This window comes from Roseomonas sp. CECT 9278 (genome assembly GCF_918698155.1).
In the GTDB taxonomy this organism is placed as follows: domain Bacteria; phylum Pseudomonadota; class Alphaproteobacteria; order Acetobacterales; family Acetobacteraceae; genus Neoroseomonas.
The window spans coordinates 1-18,396 of record NZ_CAKKLX010000069.1; the positions used below are offsets into that span (position 1 = coordinate 1).

At 72.2% G+C, this 18,396-nt stretch carries 18 protein-coding genes and 1 pseudogene; 12 read left to right on the top strand and 7 right to left on the bottom strand.

Features of this window, described 5'->3' with window-relative positions:
* The coding region (locus LQ222_RS24380) for a hypothetical protein (RefSeq protein ID WP_230169476.1) at positions 1-332 on the bottom strand (332 nt) is incomplete at its 3' end.
* A 150-nt stretch (positions 333-482) separates the two neighbouring features.
* On the opposite strand from LQ222_RS24380, the gene LQ222_RS24385 reads away from it, so the two are divergent.
* From LQ222_RS24385 to LQ222_RS24420, 8 genes are all read left to right on the top strand, one after another.
* Positions 483-854 carry a DVU3141 family protein gene (locus LQ222_RS24385; protein ID WP_230169477.1) on the top strand — a complete coding sequence of 124 codons (372 nt, stop codon included), beginning with the start codon at positions 483-485 and terminating at the stop codon, positions 852-854.
* 53 nt (positions 855-907) lie between these two features.
* Positions 908-1,642, top strand: coding sequence for an ABC transporter permease (locus LQ222_RS24390; RefSeq protein ID WP_230169478.1), 735 nt, complete (start codon positions 908-910; stop codon positions 1,640-1,642).
* Between the two features lie 9 nt (positions 1,643-1,651).
* Positions 1,652-2,290: an ABC transporter ATP-binding protein gene (locus LQ222_RS24395; protein WP_230169479.1), complete on the top strand. Its 639-nt coding sequence runs from the start codon at positions 1,652-1,654 to the stop codon at positions 2,288-2,290.
* Positions 2,259-3,449: a capsule biosynthesis protein gene (locus LQ222_RS24400; protein WP_230169480.1), complete on the top strand. Its 1,191-nt coding sequence runs from the start codon at positions 2,259-2,261 to the stop codon at positions 3,447-3,449. Before LQ222_RS24395 ends, LQ222_RS24400 begins: the two co-directional genes overlap by 32 nt.
* Positions 3,439-5,283, top strand: a complete 1,845-nt coding sequence (locus LQ222_RS24405) for a polysaccharide biosynthesis/export family protein (RefSeq protein ID WP_230169481.1) — start codon at positions 3,439-3,441, stop codon at positions 5,281-5,283. The genes LQ222_RS24400 and LQ222_RS24405 overlap by 11 nt, the downstream gene beginning before the upstream one ends.
* Positions 5,284-5,445: 162 nt before the next feature.
* Positions 5,446-6,189: a metallophosphoesterase gene (locus LQ222_RS24410; protein WP_230169482.1), complete on the top strand. Its 744-nt coding sequence runs from the start codon at positions 5,446-5,448 to the stop codon at positions 6,187-6,189.
* Positions 6,190-6,251: 62 nt separating this feature from the next.
* Entirely contained in the window at positions 6,252-7,628 is a 1,377-nt protein-coding gene (locus tag LQ222_RS24415) for a bifunctional serine/threonine-protein kinase/universal stress protein (RefSeq protein WP_230169483.1), read from the top strand.
* Between the two features lie 263 nt (positions 7,629-7,891).
* Positions 7,892-8,854 (top strand): LysR family transcriptional regulator, encoded by a 963-nt coding sequence (locus LQ222_RS24420; RefSeq protein ID WP_230169484.1) that lies wholly within the window; start codon positions 7,892-7,894, stop codon positions 8,852-8,854.
* Positions 8,855-9,087: 233 nt separating this feature from the next.
* Here the strand turns inward: LQ222_RS24420 and LQ222_RS24425 are convergent, their stop codons facing one another.
* From LQ222_RS24425 to LQ222_RS24445, 5 genes are all read right to left on the bottom strand, one after another.
* Positions 9,088-10,695 carry a GMC family oxidoreductase gene (locus tag LQ222_RS24425; protein ID WP_230169485.1) on the bottom strand — a complete coding sequence of 536 codons (1,608 nt, stop codon included), beginning with the start codon at positions 10,693-10,695 and terminating at the stop codon, positions 9,088-9,090.
* A gap of 123 nt (positions 10,696-10,818) precedes the next feature.
* The gene (locus tag LQ222_RS24430) at positions 10,819-12,423 is read right to left on the bottom strand and encodes a peptide chain release factor 3 (RefSeq protein WP_230169486.1); all 1,605 of its coding nucleotides are present in this window, start codon (positions 12,421-12,423) and stop codon (positions 10,819-10,821) included.
* A gap of 65 nt (positions 12,424-12,488) precedes the next feature.
* On the bottom strand, positions 12,489-13,322 hold the full coding sequence (locus LQ222_RS24435; RefSeq protein WP_230169487.1) for a substrate-binding domain-containing protein: 834 nt from the start codon (positions 13,320-13,322) through the stop codon (positions 12,489-12,491).
* Positions 13,323-13,336: 14 nt separating this feature from the next.
* Positions 13,337-14,056, bottom strand: a complete 720-nt coding sequence (locus LQ222_RS24440) for an ATP-binding cassette domain-containing protein (RefSeq protein WP_230169488.1) — start codon at positions 14,054-14,056, stop codon at positions 13,337-13,339.
* Between the two features lies 1 nt (position 14,057).
* Positions 14,058-14,762 carry an ABC transporter permease gene (locus tag LQ222_RS24445; RefSeq protein ID WP_230169489.1) on the bottom strand — a complete coding sequence of 235 codons (705 nt, stop codon included), beginning with the start codon at positions 14,760-14,762 and terminating at the stop codon, positions 14,058-14,060.
* A gap of 121 nt (positions 14,763-14,883) precedes the next feature.
* Here LQ222_RS24445 and galU point away from each other — a divergent pair, with 121 nt between their 5' ends.
* Genes galU through LQ222_RS24460 form a run of 3 tightly spaced genes read left to right on the top strand, consistent with a single transcriptional unit; the run spans position 14,884 to position 17,062 of the window.
* Entirely contained in the window at positions 14,884-15,756 is an 873-nt protein-coding gene (gene galU, locus LQ222_RS24450) for a UTP--glucose-1-phosphate uridylyltransferase GalU (RefSeq protein WP_230169490.1), read from the top strand.
* Positions 15,749-16,657: a polysaccharide deacetylase family protein gene (locus LQ222_RS24455; RefSeq protein ID WP_230169491.1), complete on the top strand. Its 909-nt coding sequence runs from the start codon at positions 15,749-15,751 to the stop codon at positions 16,655-16,657. The genes galU and LQ222_RS24455 overlap by 8 nt, the downstream gene beginning before the upstream one ends.
* 51 nt (positions 16,658-16,708) lie before the next feature.
* On the top strand, positions 16,709-17,062 hold the full coding sequence (locus LQ222_RS24460; RefSeq protein ID WP_230169492.1) for a DUF4087 domain-containing protein: 354 nt from the start codon (positions 16,709-16,711) through the stop codon (positions 17,060-17,062).
* A 66-nt stretch (positions 17,063-17,128) separates the two neighbouring features.
* On the opposite strand, the gene LQ222_RS24465 is transcribed toward LQ222_RS24460, so the two are convergent.
* Positions 17,129-18,097: a tripartite tricarboxylate transporter substrate binding protein gene (locus LQ222_RS24465; protein WP_230169493.1), complete on the bottom strand. Its 969-nt coding sequence runs from the start codon at positions 18,095-18,097 to the stop codon at positions 17,129-17,131.
* A 113-nt stretch (positions 18,098-18,210) separates the two neighbouring features.
* On the opposite strand from LQ222_RS24465, the pseudogene LQ222_RS24470 reads away from it, so the two are divergent.
* Positions 18,211-18,396: pseudogene (locus tag LQ222_RS24470) on the top strand (hypothetical protein); the annotation flags it as partial.

Below are 18,396 nucleotides of genomic sequence, written 5' to 3' on the forward strand. Positions count from 1 at the left end.
CCCGGGGCGCGGGCCGCCGCGCCGGGCGCCGGCGGGGTCGCGAGCGCGTCGGCCACCGGGTCCGCGGCCTCGGCGGCCAGCAGCACGGCCGGGGCGCTGCGCGCGCCGAAGCATGGCGGCGCGAAGGGGCCGGTCGCCAGGCGCAGGATCCGCCCATCCCAGCGCAGCGGCACGGCCTGCGCTGCCGGCAGGGCCAGCAGGTCGCCCGGCCGGGCCAGCGGGGGCGGTGTCAGGATCTCGCAGCCGGGCCAGAAGGCGCGCAGGTGCGGCCACCGCCGCACCACCGCGGGCGGGACCAGGAGGCGACCACCGGCATCGATACCGCTTGGCAAGGTCAGGGGCCTAGGCTGCGCAGGGCGCATTGCGGATGCGAAGACGAAGCCGGCACGCCGTATGGGCCTTGGACCGCATCTTCTTGTTTTTGCGTAAGTCGCGTCGAAACGCTAGATTGGCACATCGGATAGCGAGGGGAACGGTACGGCATGGGTCTCGGACTGCAACGGTTCGGCGCCGGATGGACCCTGGCAGCGGTCGCCGCCGGGTTGGTCGTGGGCTGCGCCGAGCCGACCGCGGTGATCACGCCCGGCACCGACACGCCGGTCGCGATATCCGACCCGGTGGTCGCCTTCGCGGCCAATGCCTCCCCTGGCGCCGAGGACAGCGTGGTCCTGCCCTCGACCGGCCAGACCGCGCGGCTGCGCATGGTCCGCTCCTACGCCGCCGCGAGCGGGCGCGAATGCCGCGAGGTGCAGGTGAGCACCAGCGGCAGCGCGCAGATGCGCCTGCTGTGTCGCGCCGGCACCGGCTGGCGCGAGGCGCGGCCGCTGATGCGCGACGGCGTGGCGCGGCCGTGAGCGAGAGCGCCTCCCGCCCGCTTCTCATCGACTGCGCCAGGATGCAGATGCGCGTGATCGGCGCGCTGATCATCCGCGAGATGCACACCCGCTTCGGGCGCCAGAAATACGGCTACCTGTGGCTGTTCTTCGAACCGCTTCTGCTGGGCGTGATGATCGCGGTGATCCACCAGGTGCGCGGGACGGAATCGATCCGCAGCAACTTTGAATTCTTCGCGATCGGCTACATCCTGTTCTTCAAGTTCCGCGGCATCGTCAATCGCGCCGGCAACACCATCGGGGCGAACCGGGGCCTGCTGTATCACCGGCAGGTGACGCTGCCCGACCTGTTCTACGCACGGCACATCATCGAATCGATCGCCTGCACCGGCGTGATGGCGGTGTTCACCATCGCCGGCATCGCGATGGGCGGGGATCTGCCCGACAGCGTCATGAAGATGCTTTCGGCCATGATGCTGATGTTCCTGTTCGCCCAGGGCCTCGCGCTGGTGGTCGGGGCGGCGACCAGCGAATGGGAGGGGCTGGACCGCCTGGTGCATGCCGCGTCCTACCTGATGCTGCCCTTCTGCGGGCTGTTCTTCATGGTGGAATGGCTGCCGGCGTGGATGCAGGACCTCGTGCTGTGGATCCCGACCGTCCACATCTTCGAATTGCTGCGCGACGGGCAGTTCGGCGACACCTACCGGCCGATCTATGACCTGTCCTACGTCGCCGGCTGGATCCTTGTGACCCACCTGATCGGGCTGACCGGGCTGCGCCTCGCGCGCAACCGGCTGGGCCTCGAATAGGGGCCGGCGGTGTCGCTCGACCTGGTGGACGTCCACAAGTCCTACCCGATGAATGTCGGACGCAAGCACGTGTTGCGCGGCGTGACCGGCAGCTTCCGCAGGGGCGAGCGGGTCGGCATCCTCGGGCGCAACGGCACCGGCAAATCCACCCTGGTGCGCATCCTGGGCGGCGTCGAATCCCCCACGCGCGGCACCATCCGCCGCACCATGTCGGTGTCCTGGCCGATCGGCATGGCGGCAGGCTTCCAGCCGGCGCTGTCGGGGGCCGACAATTCGCGCTTCATCGCCCGCATCTACGGCAAGAAGGCCGCCGAGACGGTCGAATTCGTCGAATCCTTCGCCGAGCTGGGCGACTACCTCAACATGCCGGTCGGGACCTATTCGTCGGGCATGCGCTCGCGCCTCGGCCTGGCGATCTCGCTGGCGGTCGAATTCGACTGCTTCCTGGTCGACGAGGCGCTGGCCGTCGGCGACACCAAGTTCGGCCGCGCCTTCGCCGCACGGCTGCAGCGGGCCGGCCTGATCATCGTCACCCATCAGCCCTCCCTGGTCCGGCAGCTGTGCACCCGCGCGGCAGTGCTGGATCAAGGGACGCTGACGTTCTACGAAGACATCGATGAAGCTCTCGCCACCTACAACAGCCTTTGAACCCGGCCGCGCCGAGCCGGTGACGGCCTGGAGCGAGGCCGCGCCGACGCCGCCGCCCAAGCCGGAACGGCGGCTGGCGCGCTTCCTGCGCCACCCCTTCACCTGGTTCGTGCTGGTCCCGACGCTGCTGGTGACGGTGTATTTCTACGGCATCGCCTCGCCGCAATTCGTCTCCGAGGCGCGCTTCGTCGTCCGCTCGCGCGCCGATGCGCCGCAGCTGTCTCTCGGGTCCGTGATCTCGGCCGCGACCGGCGGCGGCGGCGGCGCGACCGCCGAGGCGAACAGCGTGCGCGACTTCCTGATGTCCCACGACGCGGTGATGCGCGCGCAGGCGCGGGTCGACCTGGTCGGCATCTGGTCGCGCGAGGATGCCGATTTCTACGCCCGGCTGCACCACGACGACCCGGAACGCCTGACCAAGTTCTACAATTCCATGGTCTCGGCCAGCTTCGACACCTCGACCAGCGTGACCACGCTGCGCGTGCGCAGCTTCCGGCCCGAGGATTCGAAGGCGATCGCGGTCACCCTGCTGTCGCTCTCCGAGGCGCTGGTGAACAGCCTGTCCGAACGCGCGCGCGAGGATGCGCTCAGGATCGCGAGGGCCGAGCTGCTGGTCGCCGAGCACCGCGTGGCGGAATCGCGCGCCGCGCTGACCCGCTTCCGCGAGGCGCAGCAGGACCTCGACAGCGCCGGCACCGCGACCGCCGCCGCAACCACCATCTCGGCCATGGAAAGCGCGCTGACCGCCGCCAATGCCGAATTGCGCGAACGCATGGCCTTCATGCGCCCCGACAACCCCGCGCTCCAGGTCACCCGCAACCGCATCGCCGCGCTGGAACGCCAGATCGAGGTCGAGCGCGCTCGCCGCACCCAGGGCGAGGGCACGCTGGCCCAGCAGCTCGGCAATTTCGAACGGCTGATGCTGGAACGCGAATTCGCCGACCGCCAGCTCGCCTCCGCCACCGCCAGCCTGGAGGCCGCGCGCGTCGAGGCGCAACGCCAGCAGGTCTACATCGCCCGCGTGGTCGAACCCAACCTTGCCGTCCATCCCCTTTATCCACGGAAACTCATCAGTGTGGGCAGTGTCTTCCTCGGGCTCTCGGTGGCATTCGGCATCGGCTGGCTGCTGGTCGCGGGGATGCGCGAACATGCGGTCTGAGGTGCGGCGCCTCGCGCTCGCGGTGCTGTTCGTCATCGCCGGCCTGGCCCTGGGCGGGCACGCGGTGGCGCAGCAGAGCCGCGCGCTCGCCCCGGGCATCGGCGGCGTGCCGGGCCAATTGCCGGGCTTCCCGCTGCTGGGCCAAAGCGGCGCGGGCGGTGCCGCCGGGACCGCCGTGCCGGGCAGCGCCCCCGCCGTCCTGCCACCCCCCACCTTCGACCAGCGATCCCTCGCCGACATCCCCGGCCAGCAGCGCGGGACCGAACGCCTGGGCAGCCCGACCCAAGCCGAGGGCGGCGCCTCGCTCGTCGCGCCGCTCGGCGACCAGGCGCGCATCGCCGGGCCCGCGACCGCGGTGTTCGGCGCCGCCTTGTTCACCGGCCAGCAACAGAGCTCCTCCGAAGCGCCCAACCCGAACTACGTGCTGGCACCGGGCGACCGCGTCTCGGTCCGCGCCTGGGGCGCGGTGGAATCCGAGCTGGTCGGCGTGATCGACCCCGCCGGCAACCTGTTCCTGCCCAATATCGGCCCGGTGCGCGTGGCCGGCGTGCGCGTGGGCGACCTGCAGGCCGTGGTCGAGGGCGAGATCCGCAAGGTCTACACGACGCAGGTGCAGGTCTATGCCACCGTGCTGTCGACCCAGCGCATCGGCCTGTTCGTGACCGGCTTCGTGCGCGCGCCGGGCCGCTACGCCGGCGTCGCCTCGGACAGCGTGCTCGACTTCCTGGTGCGCGCCGGCGGCGTCGATCCCGGGCGCGGGTCGTTCCGCGAGATCACCATCACCCGCAGCGGCGGCACCATCGCCACCATCGACCTCTATCGCTTCCTGCTGCAGGGCCAGCTGCCGCAGATCCGCCTGCAGGAAGGCGACACCGTCATCGTCGGGCGCCAGCGCGCGATGATCGGCGCCGACGGCGCGGTGCGGAACAACTACCTGTTCGAAAGCACCAGCCGCGCCAACCTGAGCGGGCGCGAGCTGATCGAACTGGCCCGCCCGCTGCCCGCCGCCACCAATGCGGTGGTGCGCGGCGTGCGCTCCTCGCAGCCCTTCTCGCGCTACATGACCATCACGGAACTGGCGCAGCAGACGCTGCTCGACCAGGACACCGTGACCTTCGTGGCCGACGTCTCGGCGCGCACCATCCGCGTGAATGTCGAGGGCAGCCGGCTGTATCCCTCGGTGCTGGTGACCGACCGCGACATGACGCTGTGCGGCATCCTCGACCACATCGCCGTCGACGCGCAGCTGGCGAATACCGAGGGGGTGTTCCTGCTGCGCCCGTCACTCGCGATCGCGCAGAAGCGGTCGATCGACGAGGCGCTGGACCGCCTCGAACGCCAGCTGTTCCTGTCGCCGGCGCCGACCACCTCGGTGGCCGAGGCGCGCACGCAGGAAGCCAACCTGATTTCCCAGTACATCTCCCGCGCCCGCCGCGTGATGCCCGAGGGGCGCGTGGTGGTGATGGGCCAGCAGGGCGCCTGCGCGCCGATCCGGCTCGAGAACGGCGACATCATCGTCATTCCCGAACGCTCCCAGACGGTGTTCGTGCAGGGCGAGGTCAACATGCCCCAGCCGGTCATCTGGCGCGAGGGCTGGAGCATCGACCAGTACCTCGATGCCGCGGGCGGGCTGTCCTCGCGCGGGGCGCGCTCCACGCTGATGCTGCGCCGCCCCTCGGGCGAGGTGATCCTGGAACCGCGCGTGCCGCCGCGGCCCGGCGACGAACTGATCGCGCTGCCCTACCTCGACCCGAAATACTGGCTGTTCGGCCGCGACCTGGTCACCGCGCTGTTCCAGGTGGCGCTGGCGGCCCGTGTCTTCATCAACAACTGAGCGCCTGTCGTGACACCCCGGCACCGGCGCTCGCCCCCGCCCGGCCAGCCTCGCCAGGGGGCTGGCACCGTGCGGCGCGGGCGCTGCCGGGGCGGGGCCTGGGCCCGCGCTGCCCGCCGCGGGGCGCCTGGCCTCGACCATCCCGGCCGGTCCTGACGCGCCATGCGCCTCGCCGTCCTCGCCGACGTGCACGGCAACCTCGAGGCCTTGCGCGCCTGCCTCGACCACGCCCGCGCGCGGGGTGCGGAGCGCATCATCCTGCTCGGCGACCTGGTCGGCTATGGCGCCGATCCCGAGGCGGTGGTCGACCTGGCGATGGCCGAGGTCGCCGCCGGCGCCGTGGCGCTGCTCGGCAACCATGACGAGGCCGCGATCGGCACCGCCGCGACCGGCATGAACGACCTCGCGGCACTCGCCATCGGCTGGACCCGCAAGCGCCTGACCGACGCGCATCGCCGCTTCATCGCGGCGCTGCCGCTTTCGCACGAACAGGATGGGCGGCTGTTCGTGCATGCCGATGCCTCGGCGCCCGCGCGCTGGCACTATGTGCAGGATGCCGAGGCCGCCCGGCGCAGCATCGCCGCGACCGACGCCCATGCCACCATCTGCGGCCATGTGCACCGCCCCGCGCTCTACAGCCTGGGCGAGAGCGACAAGATCAACGCCTTCGCCCCGGTGGCGGGCGCGCCGGTGCCGCTGGCGCGCGGGCGCCGCTGGCTCGCGGTGATGGGGGCGGTCGGCCAGCCGCGCGACGGCAACCCGACCGCCTGCTACGGCCTGCTGGACACCGCGCGCTGCGACATCGCCTGGCAGCGCGTGCCCTACGACATCGAGGCGGCGGCCGGAAAGATCCGCGCCGCGGGGTTGCCCACGGGCCTCGCCGACCGGCTGTTCCTCGGCCGCTGAGGCGCTGTGGTGAACGCCCGGCACCGGCCCGCCCGCGCCACCCGCCGGACAGGGCGTGAGCCGTGCCGCTGACCGGGCGCGTCATCGACGGCTTCGCGATCGGCGAAGTGTTGCACGAGGGCGGCATGGCGCTGCTGCACCGCGCCTCGCACCCCAACGAAGCCTCGGCGCTGCTGATGAAGGTGCCGCGCCTGCGCGCCGGCGAGGACCCCGCGGCCATCGTATCGTTCGAGATGGAGCAGATGATCATGCCGCGGCTGGCCGGCCCGCACGTGCCGCGCTTCGTCGCCATGGCCGGCTTCGAGGCCGAGCCCTACATCGTCATGGAGCGCATCGAGGGCACCGCGCTGTCGGAGCGCCTGCGCGACCTGCCGCTGCCGATCGACGATGTCGCGGCGATCGGCGCGGCGGTGGCCGATGCGCTGGACGACCTGCACCACCAGCATGTCGTCCACCTGGACGTGAAGCCGGCGAACATCCTGTTCCGCCCCGACGGCACCGCGGTGCTGGTCGATTTCGGCCTGGCCCACCACGACCAGCTGCCCGACCTGATGGCCGAGGAATTCCGCCTGCCCTACGGGTCCACCCCCTATATGGCGCCCGAGCAGCTGCTGGGCGTGCGCCACGACCCGCGCAGCGACCTGTTCGCGCTCGGCGCGCTGATGTACCAGCTGGCAACGGGCGAGACGCCGTTCGGCGAACCGCGGCACCTCAAGGGCGTGAAGCGCCGGCTGTGGCGCGACCCGGTGCCGCCGCGCCGGCGGCGCGACGCGATGCCGCCCTGGCTGCAGGAGGTCATCCTGCGCTGCCTGGAGGTGAACCCCGACCGCCGCCACCCGACCGCCGCGCAACTCGCCTTCGACCTGCGCCACCCCGACCAGATCGCGCTGACAGCGCGGGCGGAACGCCGCCGGCGCGACGACCTGATCACGGTGCTGCGGCGCCGCCTGCGGCCCGAACCGCTGGCGCCGCGGCAGCTCGGCGCGGCCGGGCGGATCGCCGCCGCGCCCATCCTCGCGGTCGCGATCGACCTGTCGCAGACCAGCGACGACCTGGCCGGCATGCTGCGCAACCAGGTGCAGAAGATGCTCGGCACGCGGCCCGGCGCGCGGCTCGCCTGCCTCAATGTGCTGCGCGAGGCCGCGGCATCGGCGGAGGATGCGGCCGCGCGCAACCGCCACGTGCAGCGGCTGGTGGAATTGCGGCACTGGGCGGCGCCGCTGCGCCTGGCGGAGGGCCGCGTCACCTTCCACGTACTGGAGGCGCCGGACGCCGCCGAAGCCATCCTGGACTACGCGCGCGCCAACCGGGTCGACCACCTGGTGGTGGGTGCGCGGGAGAACTCGCTGTCGCGACGGCTGCTCGGGTCGGTCTCGGGCCAGGTGGCGGGGGAGGCGCCGTGCTCGGTCACGGTGGTGCGGCGGCGGCGGGTCGGGTAGGCCGCGTGACGACCGGATCGAACCGTCCCATCGCGTGACTCCGGCGGCCGGGATGGGCTGTCGGCCCGGTCGCGGTGCGCCTCGGCGCGCACGCCCCCGCGCCGGCCGCCCCTGGCGGCACCGCCCGGCCAATGCCGGCCTTGAAGACCGCGGCGGTTTCGGTCCAAATCGATATCGCCACGGGAGGGATGCGCGGGCTGGCCGCGGGGGTCGACCGGGCGGGCGCCGCGCATCACGCACCGCCACGGCGCAAGGAACACCGCATGGCGACGCTGAAGGGCCTCGACCTCAACCTGCTGCTGGTGTTCGAGGCACTGTACGACACGCGATCCGTCTCGCGCGCCGGGCTGCGGCTGGGGCTCAGCCAATCCGCCACCAGCCACGCGCTGGCGCGCCTGCGCGAGACCTGCCGCGACGAACTGTTCCTGCGCACGCCGGGCGGCATGACGCCGACGCCGGTCGCCAACCGCATCTTCCCCGAGATCACCCACGCGCTCGATGCGCTGCGCCATTCGGTCGAGGAAGCGCGCGGCTTCGACCCCGCCGGCAGCACGCGGCGCTTCGAGATCGCGATCCCGCACCCGATGGGCCCGGCCTATGCGCTGCGCATCCGCGACGCCGCGCTGGCCGAGGCGCCGAAGGTGACGCTGCGCTTCGACACCCGCACCCTGGCCGACGACGCCCCGAACCTGATGCGCGAAGGGCTGCTCGACATGGCGGTGGACTGGATCGCCGCCGCCGACGACCGCTTCGTCAACAAGCGGCTGTTCGACGACAGCCTGGTGATCGCCGCGCGCAACGGGCATCCGCGCGCCTTCAAGGGCATGGGCTGGCGGCACCTGGCGGCCGAGGAATTCATCCGCTGCCATCGCCGCGCCCCCGAACGCCGGCCCCGCGCGCTGCAGGGCAAGCTGTGGGACCTGATGGCGGAAAGCCGGCTGACGGTCAGCGAATACCTGGAAGTGCCCTTCGTGATCTCGCGCACCGACTATCTGGGCGTGCTGCCCAAGACCATGGCAGTGATCGCCGAGACGGAATTCGGCATGGTCGTGACCGACGTGCCCGGCCCGCCGATCCGCATCCCGATCTGGCAGGTCTGGCACGAAGGACGCCGGCGCGATGCCGGACACGCCTGGCTGCGCGGCCTGGTCGCGCGCGAAATGCAAGGCGCGGCGATGGAGGCAGGGCTGGGGCGGGCGGCTGCGCTGCAGGTGGCGGCGGAGTAGCGGGGCGAGGCGCAACCGGGGGGCCAGCCCCCCGCCCCCCCGCTGGGAGGCAACCGCCTCCCAGACCCGGGGTCAAAGGGCTGGTGGGCAGGAGGGGCATGGTGCGCCCTTCCAACAGGTCCCACCCCTGAGCCCCTCCCCCCCACCAGCCCTTCACTCTCCGCGGGTCCGGGGGCACGTATGCCCCCGGCGGGTGGGTCCGGGAGGGCAGAGCCCTCCCGGCGGCGCCGCCCTCACCCCGCCGCCGCGTCCTCCAGCACCATCGCCGCCGCCTTCTCCCCGATCATGATCGTCGGTGCGTTGGTGTTACCCGAGGTCAGGGTCGGCATGATCGATGCGTCGGCCACGCGTAGCCCGGCGATGCCGTGCAGGCGCAGCCGCGCGTCCACCACGGCCATGGCGTCCTGGCCCATGCGGCAGGTGCCGATGGGGTGGTAGGTGGTTTCCCCGGCGCGGCGCACCCAGTCGAGGATCTCGTCGTCCGATTGCCGGGCATCGCCCGGCGCGATCTCGCTGAGGTCAAGCGGCGCCATGGCCGGTGCGGTCATGATGGCGCGCGCGATCCGAATGGCGCGCACGGTCAGCGCGCCATCGGCCGGCGAGGAGAGGAAGTTGAAGGTGATCGCCGGCGCCGCGCGCGGATCGGCCGAGGTGATGTGGATGTGCCCGCGGCTCTCGGGCCGCATCGGATGGGCGTAGCAGGTCATGCCGGATTGGGCGGCGATGCGCGGTCCCTTCGGCCCGGGCTCCGTCAGCATCGGCACCCAGCCGAGCAACAGGTCGGGGGCTTCCAGCCCCTCGCGCGATCGCACGAAGGCGCGCAGCGGGGCGGCGACCATGGCCAGCATGCCCTGGCCGGTCAGCGCATAGCGCAGCGCCTGGCGCACCAGCCCCAGGCCCCGCCCGCGATCGTTCAGCGTCCAGCCGCGCGCGCCGACCGCCCAGCGGGTGCGCGGCGCGTAGTGGTCGCGCAGGTTCTCGCCCACGCCGGGCAGCGCGTGCGTCACGGCGATGCCAAGCCCGCGCAGGCGGTCCGGCTGGCCGATGCCCGAGAGTTCCAGCAGTTGCGGCGAATTGACCGACCCGCCGCACAGGATCACCTCGCGCGCCGCCCGCGCCTCGCGCCGCGCGCCGGCCTGGCTGTAGCGGATGCCGGTGCAGCGGGTGCCCTCGAAGACCAGCGCCTCGGCCAGCGCGCCCGTCTCGATGCGAAGATTCGGGCGGCGGCGGATCGGATCTAGGTAGCAATACGCCGTGCTCATGCGCCGGCGCGAGGCGATGGTCGCCTGGCTCATGGCGATGCCGTCCTGGACGGCGCCATTGTAGTCGGGGTTGTGCGAAATCCCGACCTGGCCCGCGGCCTGGATGATGGTGGCCAGCAGCGGGTCGGTCGCCGGCGGGTCGGTCACGCGCAGCGGGCCGTCGCGGCCGCGCAAGGCGTCGTCGCCGCCGCCTTCGTAGCGTTCCATGCGCCGGAAGAAGGGCAGCACGTCGGCGTGGCTCCAGCCGGTATTGCCCATCTGCGCCCAGGCGTCGAAATCCTGCGCCTGGCCGCGCACGAAGGCGAGGCCGTTGATGGCGCTGGACCCGCCCAGCATGCGCCCGCGCGGCACCGGGATGCGGCGGTTGTGCGTGCCCGGCTCGGGTTCGGAGGCATAGAGCCAGTTCACCGCCGGATGGGCCACGAGCTTGGCGTAGCCGACCGGGATGCGCGACCAGGGGTGGCTGGCGGGCCCGGCTTCCAGCAGCAGCACCGAATTGCGCGGGTCGGCGGACAGCCGGTTCGCCACCACCGCGCCGGCCGATCCGGCGCCGATGACGATGTAGTCGCTGGCCTGCATGCACTTCCCCCGAAGGCGTTCGGCGCAGTGTCGCGCCGAACGGGGGCGGTGGCGAGATGGCGGGGTGCGGGACCGCCTTCGGCGCGGCGTGGAACGATCGGCGGACGACGCGCGCCGTTCGGCTCAGGCCGGCGCCAACCCGTGCTGTTCGCGCACCGGCAGGAAGCGGATCATCGGCCATTCCTCCTCGGCGCGCTTGCGGCGCCAGTCGGAGGTGAAGAAGGCCACCTGCTCGGCGTCGTGATCCTCGGCCATGTCCATGCGGTGGGACGCGGCGAAGCGTTCGATGGCGTCGCGGTCCTCGGATGCCATCCAACGCGTCTGCGCCCAGGGCGCGGCCTCGAAGGATGCCGGCACGCCGTATTCCGCCCTCAGGCGGGACGCCAGCACATCGAGCTGCAGCAGCCCCACCACGCCCACGATCGGCTGCGAACCGTCCAGCGGGCGGAACAGCTGCACCACGCCCTCATCGGCCAGTTCATCGAGCGCCTTGCGCAGCTTCTTGGCCAGCATCGGGTCATCGAGGCGCACCCGCCGCAGATGCTCCGGTGCAAACGACGGCACGCCCTGGAAGTTCAGCGCCTCGGATTCCGACAGCGTATCGCCGATGCGGATGCCGCCATGCGTCGCGATGCCGACCACGTCGCCGGGCCAGGCTTCCTCGGCCACCTGGCGGTCCTTGGCGAAGAAGAACAGCGGGGCGTTGACCGGCACCAGCTTGCCAGTCCGCACCTGGCGCAGGCGCATCCCCTTCTCCAGCCGGCCGGAGCAGATGCGCAGGAAGGCCACGCGGTCGCGATGCTGCGGGTCCATGTTCGCCTGGATCTTGAACACGAAGCCCGACAGCTTCGGTTCCTCCGGCCGCACCAGGCGCGTATCGGCCGGGCGCGGGCGCGGCGGCGGGGCGAAGCGGGCGAGGCCCTCCAGCAGGTGCGCCACGCCGAAATCCCGCAGCGCCGAGCCGAAATAGACCGGCGTCAGCGAGCCTTCGAGGAACTTGCCGAGGTCGAATTCCGCGCAGGCGCCGGCGGCGAGCGCGGCCTGTTCGCGCAGGGTCGCGGCACGGTCGCCGGGCACGCGCGCCTCGATGGTCGGGTCATCCAGGCCGGTCAGCGGGATGACCTCATCCGAATCCACCAGCCGCAGCGACGGGTGCAGGATGTCGTAGACCCCGCGCAGGTCCGCCCCCTGCCCGACCGGCCAGGCCACCGGGCTGGCTTCCAGCGCCAGCGTCTTCTCGATCTCGTCCAGCAGGTCGAAGGGGTCGCGGCCCTCGCGGTCCATCTTGTTGACGAAGGTGATGATCGGGATGTCGCGCAGGCGGCAGACCTCGAACAGCTTGCGGGTCTGGCTCTCGATGCCCTTGGCGGCATCGAGCACCATGACCGCGGCATCGACGGCGGTCAGCGTCCGATAGGTGTCTTCCGAGAAATCCTCGTGGCCCGGCGTATCCAGCAGGGTAAAGACCGTGTCGTCCTTCTCGAAGGTCATCACCGATGTGGCGACCGAGATGCCGCGTTCCTGCTCGATCTTCATCCAGTCCGACCGGGTGCGGCGCGCATTGCCCTTCGCGCGCACCTGGCCGGCGAGCTGGATGGCGCCGCCCTTGAGCAGCAGTTTCTCGGTCAGCGTGGTCTTGCCGGCATCGGGGTGGGCGATGATGGCGAAGGACCGGCGCCGCGCGGCCTCGGCGGCCACGCGGGCATCCGCGGGAAGGGGCATGTCCATGATGGGCGGACCCTAGAACACTCCGCGATCAGGGGAAATCACCCCTTCGGGCGCGGGGCGGATCCTCAGGCGCCGGCCTGGTCCGCGTTGGGAAAGAACAGCTGCTCCCCGCCGATGCGGAACCCGGCGATCGCCGCCTGTCCGGCGGACGAGGTGATCCAGTCCACGAAACGCTGCCCGTCCGCGGCCTTCACATGCGGGTGGCGCTGCGGGCTCACCAGCATCACGCCGTACTGGTTGAACAGCCGCTGGTCGCCCTCGACCAGGATGCGCAGGTCCTGGCGATTGCGAAACGCCAGCCAGGTGCCGCGATCCGTCAGGATATAGGCGTTCTGCGCCGCGGCCGTATTCAGCGCGGGGCCCATGCCCTGCCCGATCTCGCGGTACCAGGCGCCGCGACCGGGCAGCGGGTCGATGCCGGCGCCCTGCCACAGGCGCAGTTCCGCGGCATGCGTGCCGCTGCGGTCGCCACGGGAGACGAAGGGCGCGCGCGCCGCGGCAATCCGGCGCAGAGCCGATGCGACGTCGGTCGTCCCGGCGATGCGCGCCGGGTCGGCGGCCGGCCCGGCCAGGACGAAGTCGTTGTACATCACCGGCCGGCGCGGGCCGCCGAACCCCTGCTCGACGAAGCGTTCCTCGGCGGCGCGGTCATGCACGAGCACCACGTCGGCATCGCCCCGCCGGCCGACATCCAGCGCCTGGCCGGTGCCCAGGGCCACCACCCGCACCGTGATCCCGCTGGTGTGCGTGAAGATCGGCAGGATGTGGCCGAACAGGCCGGACTGCTCGGTGGAGGTGGTCGAGGCCACGGTGATGAAGCGCTGCTGCGCCGCCGCCGGCAGCGCAGGCAGCAGCGCGAGCGCCGGCAGCAGGGCACGCCGACCGGTGCGCCACCGCATGATGCATGAAGTCATCAGATCAACTCCCCCTTGAGGAAAGCGGCGGCCTCCGGTGCCGCCGGTGCCGCGAAGAAGCGCGCGGCCGGCGCGTGCTCGATCACGCGGCCGCGATGCAGGAACAGGATGTCCCCGGCCAGCCGCCGCGCCTGGCCAAGGTCGTGCGTCGTCATCACCACCTTCGTCCCGCGCGCCGCCACGGCCGCCACGATGTCCTCCACCGCGCGCGTCGCCGCCGGGTCGAGATTGGCGGATGGCTCATCGAGGAACAGCACCGCGGGCGCCATCGCCGCAGCGCGCGCGAGCGCCACGCGCTGCTGCTCGCCACCCGACAGCCGCCGTGCGGGCCGGTCGGCGAGGCCCGCCAGGCCGAATTCGGCCAGCACCGCGAACGCGCGTGCGCGCCGTTCCGCCAGGGACATGCCCGCCAGCTTCAGCGGAAAGGCGACATTCGCGAGGGTGCTGCGCCGCAGCATCACCGGGCGCTGGAACACCATGGCCTGCCGGGCGCGTGCGACCTCGGGCGGCGCCGCCCAGGTGATCCGGCCGCTGGTGGGCGGCAGAAGGCCGTGCAGCAGCCGCAGCAGCGTGGACTTGCCCGCGCCATTCGGGCCGATCAGCAGGGTTGGCGCCCCGGCTTCGAGGCAGAAGCCGACATCCTGCAGGATCGCCACGCCGCCGGCGGCGAAGGCAAGGCCTTCGACGTGCAGCGGCAGCAGGGCGGGATCGGCGCGCATCTCAGCCCGCGAGGCGGGCGCCCCTGTCGCGCAACACCTGCGCCGCGCCGTTCACGGCCAGCACGATGGCCATCAGCACCATGCCCAGGCCGAGCGCGAGCGGCAGGTCGCCCTTGCTGGTTTCGAGCGCGATCGCCGTCGTCATCACGCGCGTGAAGCCCTCGATGTTGCCGCCCACCACCATGACCGCGCCGACCTCGGCGCTGGCCCGCCCGAAGCCGGCCAGCATGACCGTGACCAGCGCCAGGCGCCCGTCGCGCAGCAGGGTCGGTACCGCCCGCCACGATGAGACGCCGAAGGAGAGGAACTGCTCGCGGTATTCCTCCCACATCGCCTCCAGCACCTCCCGCGTCAGCGAGGCCAGGATCGGGGCGATCAGCACGGCCTGCGCGATGATCATGGCCGATGGCGTGAACAGCAGCCCGAAATCCCCGAACGGGCCGCTGCGCGACAGCAGCAGGTAGATGACAAGCCCCGCGACGACCGGCGGCAGGCCCATCAGCGCATTCAGCCCGACGATGACGACGCGGCGGCCCGGGAAGCGCGCCACCGCCAGCAGCGCGCCGAGCGGCAGCCCGACCAGCGCCGCGAGGCCCAGCGCGAACAGCGACACCCGCAGGCTGAGCCCGACAATGGCGCCCAGCGCCGGATCGCCGGCGGCGATCAGGGCAAGGGCGGCCGCGAAGGAGGCTTGGAAGTCGGACATCGGCGGCGCCACGTATGCCCCCGGGCGGTCGCGGGCGGCAAGCGGCGGCCGCAGGTCCCTATTCACGGCGGGCCGCCCACCTGCGATCCTGGCACAAGGAACGGACAAGGATTCGACACACGTGCCCCTGAAGCCACTCAAGAAGGCTGTCCTGCCCGTCGCCGGCCTCGGCACCCGCTTCCTGCCCGCCACCAAGGCGATGGCCAAGGAAATGCTGCCCGTGGTCGACAAGCCGCTGATCCAATACGCGGTCGAGGAAGCCCGCGCCGCCGGGATCGAGCAGTTCTGCTTCATCACTGGCCGCGGCAAGACCGCCATCGTCGAGCATTTCGACGTCGCCTACGAACTGGAACGCACCCTGGCCGACCGCAACAAGACCGCGGAGCTGGAGGCGCTGCGCGCCCAGGCCATGACGCCCGGGTCCATCGTGACGGTGCGCCAGCAGGTGCCGATGGGCCTCGGCCACGCCATCTGGTGCGCGCGCGCCTTCGTGGGCGACGACCCCTTCGCCATCCTGCTGCCCGACGACCTGATGATGTGCGACGTGTCGTGCACCGCGCAGCTCGCGGCCGCCTACCAGGAGACCGGCGGCAATGTCGTCGCCATCGAGGAAGTCCCGATGGAGCGCGTCAACCGCTACGGCGTGCTCGATGTCGATCAGGACAAGGGTCGCCTGGTCTCGGTGAAGGGCCTGGTCGAGAAGCCGCCGGTCGACAAGGCGCCGTCCAACCTGACCGTGATCGGCCGCTACGTCCTGATGCCCGAGGTGATCGCCCACCTGGCGAAGATGGAGAAGGGCGCGGGCGGCGAGGTGCAGCTCACCGACGGCATGGCCAAGCTGATCGGCCACCAGCCCTTCCACGGCCTGCGCTACGAGGGCAAGCGCTTCGATTGCGGCGACAAGGCCGGCTACCTCGAAGCCCAGGTCGCCTTCGCGCTGAAGCGCCCGGACATGGCGCCGGCCATGCAGGCGATCCTGAAGACCTATGGCTGAGGGCGCGCTGCCCGGCGGGATGCCGCCGGCCGACCGGGACCTCGCGGGCTATCGCGGCACGCCGCCCGACCCCGCCTGGCCAGGCGGCGCGCGGCTCGCGCTGTCCCTCGTGGTAAATGTCGAGGAAGGCGCGGAGCTGTCGATCGGCTCCGGCGACGAGCGCAACGAGAGCGGGCCCGAGACCGGGCAGCTGGTGCAGGGCGCGCCGGACCCCTGCATGGAGACGCATTTCGCCTATGGCTCGCGTGTCGGGCTGTGGCGGGTGATGGATGTGCTCGACGCCCATGGCGTGACCGCGACCTTCTCCTGCTGCGCGCGCGCGGTCGCGGTCACGCCGGACCTGGCCGCCGCGCCGGCCGCGCGCGGGCACGAGGTCTCCGCCCATGGCTGGCGCTGGGAAATGCACGCCAACATGCCCGAGGCGACCGAACGCGCGGTGATGGCGCGCACCGTCGCGACGCTGGCCGAGCACGCCGGCACGCGCCCGGTCGGCTGGCACACCAAGTCGGCGCCGTCGGTCAATACGCGCCGGCTGCTGCTGGAGGATGGCGGGTTCCTGTATGATTCCGATGCCTATGACGACGACCTGCCGCGCCTGCATCCCGGCACGCGCCATGTCATCCTGCCCTATGCCTTCGACACCAACGACATGCGCTTCCGACCCGGCCAGGGCTTCGTCTTCGCCGAGGATTTCTCGCGCTACTGCATCGCCAGCTTCGACCGGCTGATGGCCGAGGGCGGGCGGATGATGTCGGTCGGGCTGCACCTGCGGATCATCGGGCGGCCGGGGCGCATCGCCGGGCTGGAACAGTTCCTGGCGCATGTGGCGAAGGCGGGCGACGCCGTCTGGGTGGCGCCGCGGCGGGAGATCGCGCGGCACTGGCTGAAGCGCTTCGGTTAGAGCCCGCCGCGCGCCCGCTATCCTGCGCGCGATCGGCAGGGGTCCAGGCGAATGATGCGCGCGACGATGGCGGCGGTGATCCTGGCAGGCCTGTCCGGCCCCGCCCTGGCGCAGGAGCGCCGCTGCGGCTGGCTCGACAACCCCACCCCCGGCAATTGGTGGCTGGAGGACCGCGAGGGCCGCTGGGAGCTGTCGACCCAGGGCCGCCGCATGCCGCCGGGCATGGACCCGGTCACCGACATGACCGCGCGCGACTGGGTCCGCCCGCACGGCAACTACGGCTATGGCTGCGCCTGCCTGACCGTCCTGGCGGAACCCGGGACGCGCGTGGTCAGCCGGGTGGTGCGCGCCGAACAATTGCCGGTCGCGCGCTGCGCGGCCGACCGGGCGCTGCCGCCGCGCTGACGGGCACTGCGGCGGCGCGACACCGGCCGCGCCACCAGGACCAGGCGCGGCGGGGCGCCGGCCGCGTCAACCCGCGCCGGCGGCCCGCACCACGGGCGCCCAGCGCGCCGCCTCGCGCATCACGAAGGCCGAGATCTCGGCCGGCGTCGGGTCGCCCAGCGAGACCATGCCGATCGCCGCCCAGCGCTCGCGCGCCACGGGCTCGGCCATGGCGGCGGCCATGTAGGCGCGCAGCCGGCCGACGATCTCGGCCGACAGGCCCGCCGGGCCCGCCATCAGGAACCAGTTGGACGCGACCGATCCGGGGAAACCGGCCTCGACGATGGTCGGCACGTTCGGCACCGAGCCGATCCGCTGCTCGCTGGTCACCGCCAGGCCGCGGATGCTGTTGCCCTGGATGCCGCCGGTATGCGCGCCCACGGTGTTCCACAGCGACGTGGTGTTGCCGCCGATGATCGACTGTTCGGCATCCGCGGCGCCGCGGAAGGGCACGTGCAGCAGTTCGACCCCGGCCTCCTGCGCCCAGAGCATGCCGGCCAGGTGGCCGACCGACCCCACGCCGGAGGACCCGAAGGACACCGCGTCGCGCCGCGCCGCCGCGGCCGCCTTGTAGTCCGCCATGGTCCGCAGCGGGCCATCGGCCTTCACCGCGCACAGGATCGGCGCGCCGCCGAACATGGTGATGTAGGCGAAGGAGCGTTCCGGGTTGTAGGCCGGCGCCGGCGTCATGCTGACCGATACCGCGAGCGGCCCGGTATTCGTCACCAGCAGCGTGTAGCCGTCCGGCGCGGCGGCGGCGACCTGCGCGGTGCCGACCGCGCCGCCGGCGCCCGGGCGATTCTCGACGATGAAGGGCTGGCCGAAGCTGCGCTCCATCCCCGCCGCCAGGTAGCGCATGACGATGTCGGAGGTGCCGCCGGGGGCATAGGGGTTGATGATCCGCACCGGCCGGTTCGGCCAGGCGCCCTGGGCGTGCAGCGCGGCAGGCGCGGCCAGGATCGCGGGGGTGGCGAGAAGCAGGCGGCGACGCAGCATGAAGTGCCCTTTCCGGAGGCGGGTGGCGACGCGCCTGCCTGCGCGCCGGGCAGTCCGATGCGCCTGGCCGCGAGCGACACGCCGCGGCGTGGTCCAGCGCATTGGGACAGCAAATGGCGTGCCGGTCCAACGGGCCGCAAGCTGCGCCCGTTGCGTTCGTGGCGCCGGGGGCGCTGTTCGACGCGCTGCAGGAAGGGCGCGTCCAGCTCAACACGCCGATCCGCATGAGCGAGGAAGCGGCATCGCGGCCGCCGTCGAAGCTCGGCCTGCCGGTCGGCGCCACGCTGTCGGTCGAACAG